Origin of the sequence: Vibrio sp. YMD68 (assembly GCF_029958905.1) — a bacterium.
GTDB lineage: Bacteria > Pseudomonadota > Gammaproteobacteria > Enterobacterales > Vibrionaceae > Vibrio.
The window spans coordinates 185,646-202,978 of record NZ_CP124613.1 but is presented as its reverse complement, the minus strand read 5'-3'; the positions used below and the strand labels follow the sequence as shown (position 1 = coordinate 202,978).

The following is a 17,333-nucleotide window of genomic DNA, read 5'->3' as shown; positions in this document are numbered from 1 at the left end:
GGGTGTGTTATATAAAGCTGAAGATCAGCCTGCCTATTTATTTGTTAAATTTTACAGTGAGTTACGGAAGTGAGTTACCTAGCTCTACATGATTACAGAGCAAATAAACCCAGTACATGAAGAACATTTAAAATAACCCCAGTGAGAATAGCGGCCACAGCAGGGGCAGCAATCTTCAATACCGGTCTTCCTAATACTTCATTTAAGAAGAACAGCATGGCGAAAATGGTGAAACCCGTAGTGGCTCCCATCTTCATTACCGCTAATACCCCACCAATTAATAAAGCAAATTCCATTAAGGTATTCATCGAATTTCGGATGTTGTCTGAGGCATTTCGAATCGACGGGAATTGCTCTAAGAAACGGCCTATTCCGCGCAGTAGATAAACTTCAGCACAAATTGTAATCGCCCCAAGTACTGCAGCGACGGGCACGTTGGGTGATAAATAACCGACGACAAAGACAAACGTCATGCCAACCACGCCATACACACCGGTGGCTAAAGCCGTGGTTGCAATTAAAGGAATAAAACCTAGGCCACGCATAAATTCAGACAGAGCCACCTGTTTCATTGCCGCCTCTTTTGCTTCAGGATCCGTCATTTGGTACGCGTCTGCGAGGGAATAAATAGAGACTTCTGAGCCTGCAAAAATACCGACGTTAGAGACCGCAGCAATGAGAGCACCAGTCACCGCTAGGAAGGGTAAGTTTTTGACAATTCGCTTGGTGCGTTCATCAAACAAACCATGAAGGCCAGACATATCAGGCGCTGCAATGCCTTGTTTTCGATCAGAGAGGTCTTTGCGAACAGCGAACAAGATCAGCATCAGCATGCCAACAAAGATCTGAATCGATTCTGGGTAAATCCCCGTATGCTTAATGATCATAAGGCGAGACATTAAGATGACGACCGCAGCTATTGCACCGGCTCTCCAACCAAATTGATAGAAAATAGCCAGTAAAGGGAACAGTGCAAAGGCCGACATAACCGGCGTACCCAACTCGCCCAATGCACCTAACGCGTCCACGGGTAAACCCGTCAAGACGGCATTGACACCGGCTAATGAGGTCACAACCAATATACCCCACAGACCACCTGCAGCGGCGGCTAGGAAACGGCTACCGATCATGACACCGAGAATATCGGTTGGTAAGAAAAGCAACCAAGGGTTGAGTAATCCGGTCGATAAGGTGAATGAAATCCCCACCGATGCGACGAAGCCAATAGAGAGACCAAAGGCGACCGAACCTGCATCGCGCCTTGTCATATTGCCTTCAACCAGTTGAGGTAAGATCGGTCGAATCCCATCGTGGAACACGGCCGCACTCATGTTAGCGATTAAAGCAGTCATTGCGCAGAGTGTGGCAACGAGTCCTATATGCATAATATCCATATTATTTTCCTACTGTTCAGCAAGTAAGCCAGTGAGCATTGGTACGGCATGCTCTATGTGTTCAACCGAAAGCCCAAAGGCCACGTAGCCCTTTTCGATAAATTGTTTTACTTCCTCTTCTTTGGCTTTGATGGCTGGTTTTGCGATGGTGCAACTCTGCCCAAAACCGATGATGGCGATGGCCATAGCAAGTGCACCGCCTGCGCCGGTATTACAGCAACCAATGAAGTAGTCCATATCCCCAGACTTTACTCGCATAGCCGCGTCCATATCCGTCAGAATATGGCACTCAAATACACCCGGAGCGGAGGCTTCGATCTGATCTCGAATTTGCTCTCGTTGCAAACCAGCAATGGCAATTTTTTTCATGTGTCGTCCTTTGTCATGTGTCGTTTTTTTATGAGCGTATGTGCTCTTTATCCAAACAAGCGTGTAGGGTTTGTTTGTAACATGGTGCTTATTTGGTGATCGGTGATCCCATGCTCTTTGAGCAGAGGAATAAATTCATCAATGAGGTAGCTAAATCCCAGGCCACCATTGCCTTTCAAATGCGATCGCCTTGTGATATCCATCGATAGCATGATTTGTTCCGCGTAGCCTCGTTCGCACAGAATGCGGAGTGATTCGGCGCGATGGGCGTCGGGGTAATAGCTGTTTTTTCCTATCGTATCGAACTGGATGTAGCACCCTTGATCGAGCATCCACAGGATGTCATCTAAGTTGTCTCGCAAATCACAGTGCCCAATGGTGACTTTGTTCATTGGCACCGAGCAGCTTTTGAGTAACTCAATTTGCGCTTTTCCCATCGTACTCATTGATTGATGAGTCGAAATAGGCCGTCCGGTCTCTAAATGAGCGATGGCTGCACCACGAAAGACGTTTTGTTCGGTTTCACTAAAGCCATTTTCACTGCTGCCAATTTCGCCAATGACGCTTGCTTTGAGGTTTGAATCGTCGATCCCCACTTCAATTTCTTTGATCATTCCTTGAGCAATTTGTTGAACACTCATGGTGTAGAGTGAATCAGGGAAAAAGCCTTCGATGTAGAATCCGGTAGAGAGCAGTACATTGATGCCCGTGTCCTCCATTAAATTTTCAATAAAATGAGGATTTCTACCCATAAAAGCGTTAGTGACTTCAACGATGTTACGTACCCCGCGAGTTTGCAACGCCACCATTTCATCGCACAGCAGTTGATACTGGTCTAGGCGGCAGTCGATATCGTCTTTTTGAGGTGATAAATCGATGTGTAGATGCTCGTGGCAATAGGTGTAACCGGTACTGTCGATCATCATTCTTATTCCTGATTTTGTAATGTTTTGCCGACTTGGTACAAGGAGTAGATATTGGCAATCATGAAGCTTTCTTCCGCTGTTGGAACCGTGCTTAAATCCATTGAACGAAGAACCTTGCGATGTAAACTCAGAACGACATCGACGTCAGAATCCTCATATATTTCGTCAAGTACTTCAGAATCCAAACCTTCTTTGATGGCGTCACCTTGCCAAATACGATCAGCGGCGCGGGACAGATGAGTCAATGCCATTTGGTATTGCTCATTATCGTGTGGTAGACCAAGCTCTTTGTCGATCAACGCTAAGGCTTGTAGCCCACCATTATGTGCCCTTTGGCTGATGGCATTGGCTTGTAACAAAAGGGCGAATCGTTGTTCCATGCTGGCTCCTAGTTTCATGCTGATTTCTAGAGTGTGTCTTCATTGGCGGTCGATATTCGCTAGTAACTAGGGACGATCGTGCCTTCCACAACCGCATTTTGATGCTCACGCAATTGATCGGTTCTCAATAGCTTTCTTAACAAAATAGTAAGGTGTGATGAGGCGCCATTGACTAACATCACGGCCTCTGAAGCATCTCGGCAAGCCGGCACATGACTCAGGGAACGTTCATCTAAGTCATATTTTTCCATCTCAATCGCTTCTGGTAACCAGACCACAGCATCGATATCACCCTTGGTTAAGTGAGTTAAACTCTCCCCATAATGTATTTCGACTATTTCAATCTCTTTATCGGCGAAGGCTTGGCTTGTTAATATTTTTTGATCGGGTGAATCTGGGTCAACACCGACACGGCGAATGCTATCGTAGCGGCCTTTTTTGAAAATAAGCCGATGTTCGTGTGAATAGGAGTGCTCACCTAAATCTATGGCGGTGACCAAACCACTCGCCAGCTCTTTGGCTGCTAATTTCGACATAATCGCTACATCATATGTCCCATTTCTTAGGCATTCAGCGCGAACACTCGCCCCTCGCATATGGGCAAAATAAAGCGGTAGATCTCCAATTTGTGCCTTTAAGCCACTAGCCAGGCCTTCGTAATGACGGGTATAAGGCAATGGCATAGCACACACCACATTGCTTAAACCCGCACAGCCAACTAATTCCCTGTAATCCAATTGAGTGATAAAGGTGCCATTGCGACCTTGTTTTGAAAGCATCACGGCACCACGTTGCTCTATCGTTGTGAGCGCTTTTTGAATAAAGCCGACCGACACAGAAAACTCTTCAGAGAGTGAATCGATCGTCCTTAGACGATCTCCTTCTGTCGTGGTCATAAGATATTGGGCGATATTCATGATCGCCGAGCCTTCTTTGCTGATGTAATTAATGGGCATATCGATTTATCTTCATTATTTTGAAGATAAGGTAAACTTTAATCGGATTGATAAAAAGACACATGCGTTCAAACTGTGACCAATCTCGATAATTATTGGTGTAGCTCCTGCTTCAAATTAGCGCAATCAGTGGAATCGATGGCGAAACTCTGAGGGCGTCATGGCTTTTAACTCTTTGAATTGACGATTGAAATTAGACAGGTTTTTGAAACCGGTTTTTTCTGCGACCAGAGCGATAGGAAAATGGGTGTTAATGAGCAGTTCGCATGACTTTCCGATTCGATATTGTTTTAGGTGCTCAGAAAAACTCATCCCATAGTGTTTTTCAAACATCCGATAGGCAGAGCTTTCGCTCATGTGGAGTTTTTTGCACAAGTCGGATATTTTTATCCCCTGACTGTAATGGTTTTCAATGTAACGAGACGCTCGTTCGATACGCTGATTTAGCTCTGAATCTTCCGAGACGGGTTTCATGCGATACGGCGTTGCTGATAGCTTTTCTGAGTGGGTGTCTTCAGACAATGCCATCAATATTTCAATGACTTTTAGCGCTTGATAATGGCGATCCAACTTGGTGACGCCTTCGAGTAACACGGCGACCTTTTTTGTTGTGGTACGGTCAAAAGAAAGGCCATAAGCCGAATTATCCAGTAGACGTTTTATGTCTCTTGCTTCAGGCAGCAACTCGATTAAGCGCTCTAACCACTGATGAGAGAGCCAGACAATGATCGTATGATGATGGTAATCGTCTTTGGTGCTTTTTCCTGCCAACATATGTGGCAAACCCGGCCCATAAAGAAGCAATGTATTGTGGTGTATATCACCGGTGGCATCTCCCGCAAAAAAACGGCCTTGGAACGCGTTGTCTGGATCAAGGTATAGCACCAACTCGTACTCTGAGTGATAGTGCCAAGAACACGATATCTCATCCTTTTTAGCGAGACAGTGAAACTCTCTTACTAACCAGTCAAAGCTTGGTGTGTTAAGTACGCGTTCTTTAAAGGGCTTCATCACGATGTCCGGTTATCTTGTTAGGTGTCAGATGTGTTCGATAGGCTTATTCTGTCAAAGAATGGAACTAAATTGAATGATTAGTATTAGAGGTGGCTCGAATAACATCAATCATATTCATCATCATTGAGTAGACTATACCGAGCGTAAAAAGTCCGATTGGGGCTTTTTCTAAAGATTAGGTTTTGTACTATGCAAGATAATAAAATAGCATTGTTGTTCATTTTCACCGCGTTCGTTACTGGGCTATGTGGTGCATTTTTCTATCCTCTATCGAGCTTATTTATTGTTGAGGAATTGGGTGCAACGCCTATGATGCTCAGTGCCTACATGACGTTGGTGGTCGTGTGTTCTGTTTCTGTCTCCCATTTTATTGCCAAACGCTCTGATAGCCATTGGAATAGAAAAACGATTCTGATGGTTTCACTCACCAGCTATTTGATTTTGGTATCGAGTTTTATTGTGATTCGAGATTACTGGTTAGCGGTTGCGGTTGCGGTGGTGTTTGGCAGTGTGAGCGGGGCTTCGTTTGGTCAGTTGTTTGCATTGGGTCGTGAATACGGTGACCGTCATGTGGCTAATAGTACGAGTTTTTTAGCCAAAATGCGGGCTGGATTGGCCATTGCCTGGGTGTTTGGTCCGCCAGCGGCTTTTATGCTAAAGGCTCAGTTTGGCTTTGGTGCGACGTTTGCCGTATCAGCGATAACGGTGTCAGTCGCGATACTGGTGATTGCGAAAACCATTCCGGGTAATGTCGTGACAAAAGAAGAGCGAGCCGAGAAAGTCGATCATAAACCATTGAGTGGCATGGTGATGCTCTATTGCTTGATTGTTGTGTGCGCGTTCTCGGCGAACAATCTGTACATCACCAGTATTCCGCTGTATCTCTCGCAGGAGCTAAAAGTCAATGTGAGCTGGTTGGGGCTTTTGTTTGGCATGGCGGCTGCGTGTGAAATCCCCGTTATGCTGTCTGCGGGTAAAATGGCTGAGAAAGTGGGCACCATTAAGGTGATGTTAATGGCGGTGGTCTCTGGCGCGGCTTTTTACCTTGTGATGTTGTCGCAAACCAGTTTTTTCACCATGTTAGCGGCGCAGGTGTTGAATGGCTTTTTCATTGGAATTTGCGCGACGATAGGAATGGTCGCTCTGCAAGATATGATGAAAGATCGGTTAGGTACCGCATCCACGTTATTCTCAAATTTGCTCAGTGTCAGTACCTTAGTGTCAAGTGTAGCGGTGGGTGCGGTCGCGGAGGTCTTTAACTACCATAGTGCTCTATATCTGTGTTTCATTGGCGCTGTGGTAGCGGCTGTCTTATTGGTGGTGTTTGAAGTCGTCGATAAAAGACAAAAAGCAAGCCGCTCGGACAAGCCGGATTTAGCCGTAGATTAGTGTCTGATTGGATTTAGATTAAGCGAAATCTAGAAAAAGCGAAATATTAAAAAAGCGCAGTGAGACCTGCGCTTTTTAATCATGAGATAACGAGGTTACTTAAACTCGTAAGTGTAAGAAATACCGACTCTATTATTCTGACCAAAGTCATCGTCCGCCAACACTCCGAAGAAATTGAACGATTGAGATTGGGTGAGCTTATGACTAAGACCTGCACCGGCCCAGTAACCAGAGTAGTTATCTGAACCCATAGAGCCGCCACCAAACGTCATCAATGACCACTTTTCATCTAACGGCTTTAGAGCAAACATGCCCAAATAACCGCCATGAGAGGTAAAGCGAGTCATCACATAGTCGTTGTCGCTCTCAGCGTCTTTTCCTGCGATCTCGCCATCGTTATAGCTGTAACCTGCCATCGGGAAAATTTGCCAGCCTAGCGGGGTTATATCAAAGTAACTCAGCGGTATGAATGAGCCAATACTGTAGTTATTTTTATAACCATCGTAATCGTACTCAGATCGGCTGAAGTTAAAATTGAGAATCCCCATTGGCAACAGCCAAGATCCCCCTAGTCGCCACTCATCACCATCGGCGTTGATACGAGCATTGATCATGCGTGCATCATCGAGCCCAATTGAGCCTGAAAACTGCACACCATCCACATAAGCAATACCGGCTTTGGTGACAATTTTGGTTGGATCTTCGTGATGCTTTTCTTCTTCAGCTTGTGCGCTAAACACGCACAAGCTAAGAGAGATCAAACAAGTTAAAGGTCTGTTCATTATTTCTTCTTTTTAAGCGTGGTGATTTAGAAAGTTACACTCATACCAACGAAGTGAATACGGCCATCGAATGTGCCATTGATTCCTACTGGTGTATTTGCAATAGAACGCTCTGCGATATCGACAGAGCCTAGATCAGCGTATTCATAGAAGACATCAAAGGTGTAATCATCCCAAGTGGTACTTGCGCCCACGGAGTAGCGGTATTGGTCGCCAACAGGCAGATCAACCCATTGTTTGCTAGGGTCGTCTTGTGGTGAGGTTTCGTATGAAAAGCCAGCTTTCAAGCGCCAGTCTGAGTTCAACTGATAATCTGCACCCAGTGCAAATTTCCACACGTCATCCCAATCACGGTTAATAGAGTTTAAGCCGATTGGGTTGTTATTTAGTTTGCCAAAATCAAACACTGTCTGATCCCATTCACTCCAACGATGAAGCTGAATCGAAGCGAGGATATTTAGCTGATTGGTCGCGGCATAGCTTGCACTGACGTCGATAATAGCAGGAACAGCCAACTCAGAAGCAACGGCTGGGTTAATATCGCCAGGGCCACTGATATTGGTTGAGAAATCGTGTTCTACTTTTGAACGGAAACTAAAGCCAAGATCCAGCTTTTCGCTTTGCTTGTACATGACACCTACATTGAACCCGTATGCCCAATCCGATGAACTCTCTAGTTGAACATTTCCTGACGCCATCCCCATTTCTAATGAGGCCCAACTAAATTGCGCACCGATGCCCCAAGAGACTTGGTCTGTCACTCGAAAGCTAAGAGAAGGGTTAAATTGGACGGCTGTTAGGGTCGTATCTGTCATTAAATTTCTGCCCGCCCAATCACTGCCGTAATCAACACTCGAACCACCAACGGTGCCTAGAGCAAGGCCGAGGTGCACGTCATCATTAAGTTGACGTGCGTGGAAGACACCGACAGAAGGCATAAGTGTATGCGCTTTGCCGCTTTCCCCTTGATCAGCATCAGCGTAGTTCATCTCAAGATCAAGCAGTAGAGTATTGACGGTTGTCATGCTCTCACCCATGTGAGACATGGTGGCCGGGTTTGTCCACATCGCGGCTGCCGATTGAGTGTAAACACCGTCACCCGCACCCGTGGTACCAGTATTGGCAATGATCGCTTCTTGCATGAAAAAGCCACTCGCTTGAGCAGACGTCGTGCTCAACACAGCAGCGCTTAAAAGAGATAGAGTAAAAAGAGGAATAGCAGAGCGCATTTTATTTTTCGGTAGAGCACGAGACATTGATGTTTTCATTATTGAATTACTCTTAAAGAAACTTCCTTGCGTCAAACGAAAGCCTATGTATCCTTGTGACACAGACAGGTAAATTAGCGTTGTATTGTAACGAAACGCTCCCGTACAATTGGAATAAAGCTTATTCCAATTGTCGCTTGTTAAAAAACGACGAGAACATTGAAAGGGCGTTTCGGTAGTGATGCTAGGTTCACGAATGAATAAATATCAAAGACAACAGAATAGTGATGGATCATAGATGAATGATTTAAATACCCTACATGTTTTTTTAGCACTGATGCAAACCCGTTCCACTCAGAGAGCGGCGACTAAATTGGGACGTTCTCAATCCTACGTATCCAAAGTGCTGTCGCAATTGCGCGAAGATTTAGGGGATCCACTGTTTTTACGAAATTCAATGGGCCTTGTTCCCACCAGTTATGCTGAATCGATCGAGCCAAAGGTACGAAATGCGCTTGAGCAACTGACGATTGCTCTCGAGCCAGAGTGCTTTGATCCTATGCTGTTGGACAAAGTGACCTTACATATTGTTAGCCCTTACTTAAATAATATTGGCAAAGATGTCATTGTGGCTTTGAGAAAAGAGACTAACGCGGTCATTGAGCTGCGCCAATGGGGGCATCATTCTGAATCGCTGATTTTAAATGAAGAAGTCGATTTAGGCGTTCACGCGATCAACGATAAATCCCAGGCTTTTTATCAGAAACGCATTCATTCAGGGGCGGGTTATTTTGCTGGGAATAAAGAAGGTGAATACGTCAAATTCTTAATTCCTGGAGTGAACGATACGACTGACCATTTTCGCCGATTAGACCCGAATATTGAAGTGGGTATCATTGTCGACAGCCAAGTGGTCATGAACGAGCTGATGGACGATTGCTTTACATTAAAGTATGAGCCTTATTTTGAATCTGAAGCCCACCATAAGCTTAATTTAGATCTTGCTTTGATCATGAAAGCTTCTTTGCGCCACTCACCAAAACAGCAATGGCTGTGCAGTATTGTTGAACCAATCATTAACCATCAAGTAGAGACATGGACTGAACGAAATAAGTAAAGTTGCTTGCCACCAAACGAAGAAAAGGGAAGCTATTTCAGGGCTTCCCTTTTTTGTCTTTCACCCAACACTATTTTGATTCGTCAAGTGAAGTGGGGCTTATAAGGCTGATAGATACGATTTATAGGCTTTCAAGCGAACGGTTGCGCCACCAATGATATCCATAAAGCCAAGCATAGGGTGAGGTTTTTCTGCTGAAACCCAGCCTGAACCTGTGGCACCGATAGGGACGTTATAGCCTTCTGGCTCTTGGAATTCAATGACAATCGTACGGCCGTGAGAACCCATGTTATTCCCCACATGCTGACGAACATGTTGTGTCCCGTTTAGTACAGATACACGTGCTTCACCTGTACCGGTTGTCACACTGTGTACACGGCCACGGAAAATTTCACCTGGATAGGCATCAACGTAGAATTCAGCAAATTGACCAATCTTGATCCCACGGAACGTTTGATCTGCAATGCGCATTTCAACAAATTTCTTGCTGGTATCGTATAGGTGCATGTTACCCACGCGAGTACCATCGACAAGGTTCGCAATCGACAGTTGCCCATCGAATGGAGCACGAATCTCACGGCGTTCATTCTGCCATTTTGCCGTTGCCACTTGGGCGTCAATGGCCAGAATTTGAGCATTCACAGAAGCAATTTGAGCATGAGTGGATTCAATGCTGGTTTGCAAATCGTCACGTGTCGATTGCTGGGCAAAATCGTTCAGCTTGGTCAAGCGGTCAAGGTTACGCTCATCATTTTCGATTTTCAGTGTGAGCGCTAAAATTTCAGCGCGGTAGGCTTTTTGTTGTGCATCCAAGCCTTCAAGTTGGTTTTCAGTATCTTCCGCTTTTAGCGTATAGATAAGGTCGCCTTTCTTAACCATTTGGTTGTGGTCGACGAATACTTGTTCAACTTCTTGGCCGATCAGTGGGCTAAGCACGGCGTGGGGGGCTTTAACGGTTGTACTGTCGGTTAAATCCGCCGGTGACCAAAAACGGTGCGCAGTAAACAGTGCAAACGCCAGCATGACACCCGTGCCAACGATGATCACTGCGTTACGTAAAGTCCACGAAATCACGCCTGTTTTCACTAAGATCCAACAGATAAGGACATAAGGGAGCATTATTTCTTTCATGGCTTATTCCTCAATATTTGCTGTTGGTTTACGGCCGTTTCGAATGATGTTTGAAAGTTCTCTTGCAAGAACATCCCAACGCGCGAATGCGATGATGATGGCAAGTACCCACCATGCTTTATCAATAAAGAGGCCACACAGAGACAGAGCAAACACGATTTGTGTATGGGCGCTCGACATCTCAGCCGCTTTATGGACCGCGACTTCATGCAGTTGCCAAAACAGGTAGATAATGTAAATGATGATTGCAACGGTAACAAAGAAAACAAAGCCCATGAAAATCTCAGAATCGAGAAGCTTTAATATCGTTGGGTACCCGTTAGAGAAATACTCTTCTGGAATGTCTTTACCGTGCACGGTACCCAGCTTTGACAGCAAGACAGATGAACCGACAAGAGTACCGAGGACGATAATGGCTTTGAAGATAAAAACGGTAATGGCTTTGACAGTCCGAGTCAATTTAGCCCACAGCCCATCCGCAGGCGCTAGGGTTTGGTTATTGGTTGACATGATGATTGGTGCCTTATTTATTGATCTGTAGGCTACTTTACATGGATTGGTATTTTTTTTGGAATAACCGATATTCCTATTCCCTTCATCGACTCAGCGCTACACTCTCGCGAGATCATCAGCTACTTAGAAACTATCGGAAAACAATCTATGAAATTTAGTACAAAAGTTCTTGTCCTAGGCACTCTCGTTAGCTTAATAGGGCTTTCCGTGTTGAGTTTCACACAGTATCGAACGACCAACCGTGAAGTTGATAAAACGATTCAATCTAACCTTGAACTTGCCTCTAGCCAGGTTGCTGAAGTGATTCATAGTGAGTTACAAGGTAAGCGAAACCTAGCCCACTATCTGTCCGAGTTGCTTGTTGATGCTAACAGAGAAGAAATCCCTCATTTACTTGAACAATCAGCGCTCGCCAATGTATTTGTGACGTCGGGGATTGGTTTTGAAGACGATGGCTCCATTACCCATAATGATAAAAGTTGGGCTGCGCCTTCAAACTGGGATTCTCGTACTCGTCCTTGGTATCAAAATGCGACGCGCAGCGGAGGTCAGCAGATTACCGACCCTTACGTTGATGAGGGGACCGGTGCTGTTCTTATTTCAATTTCTCAACCCGTTTATCATTCTGATGGTTTGTTAGGTGTCTCATTTTTTGATGTAGATTTAACTTCAATTGCGACGTTAATCTCGAACGTTAAACTTAACCATGCGACGGTTTTTGTGGTTGATGGTAACGGGACGGTTATTGCGCACCCGAACAGCAAGTTTAACGGTAAGCACATATCCGTAGTAACGGGCCAACGTGTAATCAGTGATAAAACAGAGTTGATAGACATTCAAGGTACGAATTATTATCTAGATTTTAACAAGGTCTCAGACGAAAATTGGTTTGTTGGGATGTTATTGCCCTACGATGAAATGCACTCGGCACTTGAAGAGATGCGAAGCACTATGATGGTGGTATTTTTAGCCCTTTTGGTGATCTCCAGTCTCGTATATATCGGTGTATTAAAAATACTGATGCGTCCGCTTTCTGAACTTAATAAAGCAATGAAAAATGTGGCATCTGGGGATGGTGATCTGACTAAAAGGCTCAATACCAATACCGATCAAGAGTTCAAAGAGTTGGCGACCAGTTTTAATGGCTTTGTTGCGGTGATTCAAGAGCTAATCCAAGGGACCAAGCAAACTGCGACTTACATTACCGAGTATTCAACGGTGGCGGCCAATAGTGCGAAAGATTCGGAAGGGCTATTACAGACTCAGTTGCAAGAAGTGGAACAATTAGCAACGGCAATGAATGAAATGTCAACGACGTCAGGTTTAGTCGCGCAAAATGCACAAAGCGCGGCAGAATCAGCACAAACAGCGGATTTAGCAGCAACGAAAGGCAGCAGCATTGTCCTTGAAACCACTCAAGCAATTCAAAACTTAGGTGATCAATTGGATGATTCAATGGGGGCGGTTAAGTCTCTTGGCAGCTCAATTGGGGATATTGAATCCATTGTGAGTGTGATTAACGAAATCGCTGATCAAACGAATTTGTTAGCATTGAATGCAGCGATTGAAGCCGCACGAGCCGGTGACTCTGGCCGAGGTTTTGCTGTTGTGGCTGATGAGGTCAGAACTCTTGCTCAGCGCACGCAAGATTCGACCACTGAAATAAGGACGATGATTGATAAACTCCAACAAGGGTCCCAATCCGTCACTCAGACAATGAATATAAGTCATAACCTAGCGATGTCGACCGTAGAACAAGCACAAACGGCCAACCATGCGCTAGAAGATATCCGACATGCCATTTCTTCTATCACTGAGATGAACATTCAGATAGCCTCAGCAGCGGAAGAGCAGAGCTTAGTCGCAGAAGAAATCAACAACAATACCGTGAGCATTAAAGACTTGTCAGATAGAGTGGCAGAAAAGTCGACACACACGAGCCAGCAGGTGTTGAAGCAGTCTGCGCATATTGAAGATCAAAATAAGCAGCTTAATCAGTTTATTGTTTAAAATTAGAGCAATCTAGAGCGATGCTTTTTATTGATCGCAGTAAGATGGGTTTCAATTGATGTCTTTTTGGAACCCATCTCATTTCATAATGCATTGTTATGTCATTATTGATATAGCAGAACTTTCCTCGTAGCTTTCCTTTTAGCATTACGAGGAGATCAAACTAACGCTATTCACTTAATCTCGTTCCTAAAAAGGCACACTGATGAACCTCCAGCAGCTCGACTTGAATTTACTGAAAACCTTATTGGTTCTTTTGCAGGAAAAAAATACCAATCGAACGGCTGAGCGTTTGAATACAAGCCAACCTGCTGTCAGTCGAAATCTAGCAAAGCTAAGAGACCAGATCGGCGATCCTCTGTTTATTCGTCAATCTCGCGGACTCAAACTCACTCCCAAAGGTGAAGAGCTGGCAGAACGGTTGCCGAAAGTCTTTGAAGATCTAACGGAGGCGTTAGCGGGCGAAGAGTTTTTGCCAGAGAAACAAGTGGGTGTGATTAAAATGGCTATGAATGGCTTTTTAATTGAAACTCATGGCTACCAAATTTGTGAGGCTATCACCCATTCTGCGCCCAACGTGACGGTCGAGCTTTTGAGTTACTCAGCCAAAACTGCCGCTGAATTGATCAATGGTGAATTAGACTTTGCAATCAGCTACTACCCATTAGATGTGTCTAAAGAATTGAGACAAATACCGATAGGTTTGCTTAATTTTGTTGGTATTGTGCGTAAAGGACATGAATTAGAAGGTCAAACGGTATCGGTGAGTGAGGCGTTTAATTATGACGTAGGTGGCTTGGTTGTCCCTGAGTTTAACCATAAGAGTATGTTGCTGGCCGATTTTGTTGATACACAACGTAACTTCAAACCTAAGTTTAGGTGCCAAGCCGTGAATCCGATTCTCAATACTGTGCTTCGCTCCGATATGGTGTTTGTCGCACCTAAGTCTTTGATGGCGGTGATTGATAACGAACAATACAGCTATTTTGAAGTGTCGGGAATAGAGAAGCGTAACGAGATAAAAGTTGGGCTGTTATACAACAGTAAGTATCTAAAATCACAAAAATTTAAATGGATAGAGTCGATTTGTGATTCGGTGATCCCCCCTATAATGCTAAAGTAAAATTCTTATACATGGCTTAAATAAACCGATAGGGAAGCGATTCACTATCGGTTTTTTTATCGATTCTTTTCGTCTATTATTGGCTGGAATTTATTGGCTGGAATTGCCTTCTAGTATCACAGCGGATGAAAGAGCCGTATCAAAGAGATCAGAACTGGTAGTTGTATTCGATACGGTGGTCGCCCGTTTGGTATCGATTGTTTTCGTTCCAGTTTGCGTAGTATCGAACATTGGATCTCGGGTTGATCTGATAGCTTACCACTGCCTCGTGTAGTACGATGGTATCGTCTCCTCCCATCCCCATGTTTTTATATGTTTCAGAGCCAGAAACAGTACCCATATACATTGGGTTATAGTTTAGCCAAATGTTATCTGTGACTTCGATTTTACTGTATAACCCTGCCACATAAAACGTACCGTGAATATCCCAACGATCTTGCAGCTGCGCGTCTGTTCCTTTCGATGCAGAAGGGAGCTCTTCACCGAATGCAACGCCTACGCCAGCAAGAGGGTAAATATTAACAGGGCCCACCTTTGGTAAAGCTTGAAGGATACTGTAAGAAGCTGAGCCTTGTGCTCCAAGGTCTTTATCAAAACTAAGGTTTAGATCAACCTGAGAGCCTCGTCCGTTCGTGATATCAACCCCAAAATTACGGTAGCGCAGTGAATCAATACTGTCGTCGGCACCACGACCATTCCAGCCAAGTGCTTCGCCAGCCACCCCTTTAATTTCGATGATATTCATTCCCATCGTGGTATCGCTACCTGTATCGTAGGTTTGGCCTATTTTTAGGTTTATTCCCTTGTCGGTGTAACCGATGCCTGCTTGAGTATAAACAGCAAGAGGATCTGACATGTCTTGAAGATTGTCGTCGGCAACAATATTTGGAGAGAACAGTATCGCTACCGAAGTGGAAAGAAAAGAAACGGAAAGAAGTCTATTTTTCACGATATTACCTTTAGATATTGACGAGAAGTAAACTCCTTTTACTTCAAAAAAGTGACCCCCAATATATAGGTTCGTTAAAGCGTATCAATCCCATATTCAGCATATGAAGTATGTGAAAACGGACATATTCTGTGAGTTGAACGTCGCTCTTGATGTTGTGTGGGAAAGTTGAAAAGGGAGAGTGACAACGTCAGCCGACGCTGAAAAGCCGTGCTGACGGTATGAGATCATTTGCCTGTTGTTGGTTAGGCTTGCTTGAGTTCTTCTAAAACAACATGAAGTGAAGAGCGCACCCAAGGTGCTAATGCAAGAACTTCCTGGCAAGGCTGAACCAAATCGGGAATTTGGTAGGTAAGCATATCGGCAGCAATGGCGGCACGAACCCCATTATTTGAATCTTCAAACGCCAAGCAGCGTTTAGGGTTCACCTTTAAACGTTCAGCGGCGAGCAGATAGATTTCAGGGTGTGGTTTGCCGCGCTGAACTTCACAGCCGGTTGTTAGGTTATCGAAAAAGTGGTCAAGACCAGCTAGCCTTAATTTTATTTCCGCGACCTCTTTTTGAGTCGAGGTTGCAACGGCTGTCGGTACGTTATTCGCCTTTAACCAAGTCAGCAGCTCAACCACGCCATCTTTAACGGGGATGGCTTGATGTTTGACCACAGCGTTATACCGATCTCGCCATTCAACATGCAAAGCAGGGTAGTCAAGATCTGGACCATAGCCTTCTCGAATGACCGCTTCAATACCGGCTGAATTACGTCCGATGATGGACAAATAGACCTCTTCCAAAAAAGGCACATTTTGCGCTCGGCACGCTTCTTTAAAAATCGACATACACACTCGCTCGGTATCGAGAAGTAATCCATCCATGTCAAAAATAGCGGCTTCAAATTTCATTATGCTTGTTTCTTTGCTTTGTTCAGTACTGGGCGTGCATTGTGTCATGTTTCATTAAAGACAACCATACGCACTCTCCTTTCCGCTTTTGAGATTATTGAACTTAATGTCCCAACCATGAGATTGAAAAAATTAGAGCTGGATAACTTTCTATGATGCCTTCTTTCTGTAGTATCAATCTCTAGGTATATTATAGTACAAATAGGGTTATTAGGTAATGAAATTAAAAATGATGACGACCACCATGTTTGCTGCCGTTGCGTTTGGGGCGAATGCAGCGCCAACAACGCCTGCTGAGGTGTTGGATCTTTCGTGTTGGAAGGTAACGCTGCCGGTATCACTGACTGGTGGGGATCGACCAACAGAGTTTAGTGAAACTGAAATAGCAAATGGCGCGATGCATCCTGATTATTTTTACCTTAATGAGGCCAAAGATGGTGTTGTTTTCCGTTCGCCTATTCAAGGCATCAAAACCTCAGAAAATACCAAATATGTCCGCTCAGAACTGCGCGAAATGATGCGATGTGGCGATGATAGCCACAGTACCAAAGGTATAGGAGGGAACAATTGGGTATTTAGCCATAATGTTTCAGAGCAATCACTGAAGAATGCGGCAGGTGTTGACGGTACATTAGAAGCGACATTATCAGTAGATCATGTGACGACGACAGGAGAAAGCTGGCAGAAAGGTCGCGTAATCATTGGTCAAATTCATGCTCCAAACGATGAGCCCGTCAAAATTTACTACCGAAAAATGCCTGATCATAGCACTGGTTCCGTTTGGATCTCACACGAACCTAATGGTGGTGATGACATTACTTTCCCTATGATTGGCCCGACAAAGCCTAATTACTGGAAGCAAAACTCAAAAGACTACCCAGAATTCTACGATGATGGTATAGCCTTAGGCGAAAAGTTCTCGTACAAAATTGACGTTGTTGGATCAGATATGACGGTGACTATCTCGCGCGAAGACAAGCCTGATGTCGTACAAAAAGTGGATATGCAAAACTCAGGTTATGAAAGAGCCGATGAGTGGATGTATTTTAAAGCGGGTGTTTACAACCAAAATCGCTCTGGTGACGCTGACGATTACGTTCAAGCAACCTTTTATGCGTTGGACGTAACGCATAAATAATCAACACGCCCTAGTAAAAAGCCTGCCTCGTATTA

Annotated in this window: 17 protein-coding genes; 5 read left to right on the top strand and 12 right to left on the bottom strand. The window is 44.6% G+C overall.

What is annotated here, in order from left to right; genetic code table 11:
• Nucleotides 1-92: 92 nt before the first annotated feature.
• The 6 genes from QF117_RS00895 to QF117_RS00870 form a co-directional block, all read right to left on the bottom strand.
• Nucleotides 93-1,394, bottom strand: coding sequence for a YhfT family protein (locus tag QF117_RS00895; RefSeq protein WP_282385578.1), 1,302 nt, complete (start codon nt 1,392-1,394; stop codon nt 93-95).
• A 9-nt stretch (nt 1,395-1,403) separates the two neighbouring features.
• On the bottom strand, nt 1,404-1,763 hold the full coding sequence (locus QF117_RS00890) for a DUF2620 domain-containing protein (protein WP_017038277.1): 360 nt from the start codon (nt 1,761-1,763) through the stop codon (nt 1,404-1,406).
• A 47-nt stretch (nt 1,764-1,810) separates the two neighbouring features.
• Nucleotides 1,811-2,686: a phosphotriesterase-related protein gene (locus QF117_RS00885; RefSeq protein ID WP_348984830.1), complete on the bottom strand. Its 876-nt coding sequence runs from the start codon at nt 2,684-2,686 to the stop codon at nt 1,811-1,813.
• 5 nt (nt 2,687-2,691) lie between these two features.
• Nucleotides 2,692-3,069 (bottom strand): hypothetical protein, encoded by a 378-nt coding sequence (locus QF117_RS00880; protein WP_282385571.1) that lies wholly within the window; start codon nt 3,067-3,069, stop codon nt 2,692-2,694.
• A 59-nt stretch (nt 3,070-3,128) separates the two neighbouring features.
• Entirely contained in the window at nt 3,129-4,025 is an 897-nt protein-coding gene (yhfZ, locus tag QF117_RS00875) for a GntR family transcriptional regulator YhfZ (RefSeq protein WP_282385570.1), read from the bottom strand.
• 126 nt (nt 4,026-4,151) lie between these two features.
• A complete protein-coding gene (locus QF117_RS00870; protein WP_282385569.1) occupies nt 4,152-5,036 on the bottom strand; it encodes an AraC family transcriptional regulator in 885 nt (294 codons plus the stop codon).
• Between the two features lie 192 nt (nt 5,037-5,228).
• On the opposite strand from QF117_RS00870, the gene QF117_RS00865 reads away from it, so the two are divergent.
• The gene (locus QF117_RS00865; protein ID WP_282385568.1) at nt 5,229-6,428 is read left to right on the top strand and encodes a sugar efflux transporter; all 1,200 of its coding nucleotides are present in this window, start codon (nt 5,229-5,231) and stop codon (nt 6,426-6,428) included.
• Between the two features lie 95 nt (nt 6,429-6,523).
• Here the strand turns inward: QF117_RS00865 and QF117_RS00860 are convergent, their stop codons facing one another.
• Both QF117_RS00860 and QF117_RS00855 read right to left on the bottom strand, forming a co-directional pair.
• The gene (locus QF117_RS00860; protein ID WP_282385567.1) at nt 6,524-7,210 is read right to left on the bottom strand and encodes a hypothetical protein; all 687 of its coding nucleotides are present in this window, start codon (nt 7,208-7,210) and stop codon (nt 6,524-6,526) included.
• 26 nt (nt 7,211-7,236) lie between these two features.
• Complete coding sequence (locus QF117_RS00855) at nt 7,237-8,478, bottom strand: outer membrane protein transport protein (protein ID WP_282385566.1); 1,242 nt, start codon at nt 8,476-8,478, stop codon at nt 7,237-7,239.
• A 238-nt stretch (nt 8,479-8,716) separates the two neighbouring features.
• Between QF117_RS00855 and QF117_RS00850 the strand changes: the two genes are divergently transcribed.
• Nucleotides 8,717-9,535, top strand: a complete 819-nt coding sequence (locus tag QF117_RS00850) for a LysR family transcriptional regulator (RefSeq protein WP_282385565.1) — start codon at nt 8,717-8,719, stop codon at nt 9,533-9,535.
• Nucleotides 9,536-9,634: 99 nt separating this feature from the next.
• On the opposite strand, the gene QF117_RS00845 is transcribed toward QF117_RS00850, so the two are convergent.
• Nucleotides 9,635-10,666 carry an efflux RND transporter periplasmic adaptor subunit gene (locus QF117_RS00845; protein WP_282385564.1) on the bottom strand — a complete coding sequence of 344 codons (1,032 nt, stop codon included), beginning with the start codon at nt 10,664-10,666 and terminating at the stop codon, nt 9,635-9,637.
• Between the two features lie 3 nt (nt 10,667-10,669).
• Complete coding sequence (locus tag QF117_RS00840; protein WP_282385563.1) at nt 10,670-11,176, bottom strand: magnesium transporter; 507 nt, start codon at nt 11,174-11,176, stop codon at nt 10,670-10,672.
• Between the two features lie 150 nt (nt 11,177-11,326).
• Between QF117_RS00840 and QF117_RS00835 the strand changes: the two genes are divergently transcribed.
• Nucleotides 11,327-13,189, top strand: coding sequence for a methyl-accepting chemotaxis protein (locus tag QF117_RS00835; protein WP_282385562.1), 1,863 nt, complete (start codon nt 11,327-11,329; stop codon nt 13,187-13,189).
• 205 nt (nt 13,190-13,394) lie between these two features.
• Nucleotides 13,395-14,312 (top strand): LysR family transcriptional regulator, encoded by a 918-nt coding sequence (locus QF117_RS00830; RefSeq protein ID WP_282385561.1) that lies wholly within the window; start codon nt 13,395-13,397, stop codon nt 14,310-14,312.
• A gap of 148 nt (nt 14,313-14,460) precedes the next feature.
• Here the strand turns inward: QF117_RS00830 and QF117_RS00825 are convergent, their stop codons facing one another.
• Both QF117_RS00825 and QF117_RS00820 read right to left on the bottom strand, forming a co-directional pair.
• A complete protein-coding gene (locus QF117_RS00825) occupies nt 14,461-15,213 on the bottom strand; it encodes a hypothetical protein (RefSeq protein WP_282386095.1) in 753 nt (250 codons plus the stop codon).
• A 293-nt stretch (nt 15,214-15,506) separates the two neighbouring features.
• Nucleotides 15,507-16,160: an HAD family phosphatase gene (locus tag QF117_RS00820; RefSeq protein ID WP_282385560.1), complete on the bottom strand. Its 654-nt coding sequence runs from the start codon at nt 16,158-16,160 to the stop codon at nt 15,507-15,509.
• Nucleotides 16,161-16,377: 217 nt separating this feature from the next.
• On the opposite strand from QF117_RS00820, the gene QF117_RS00815 reads away from it, so the two are divergent.
• Nucleotides 16,378-17,298 carry a polysaccharide lyase family 7 protein gene (locus QF117_RS00815; protein WP_282385559.1) on the top strand — a complete coding sequence of 307 codons (921 nt, stop codon included), beginning with the start codon at nt 16,378-16,380 and terminating at the stop codon, nt 17,296-17,298.
• Nucleotides 17,299-17,333: the final 35 nt, after the last annotated feature.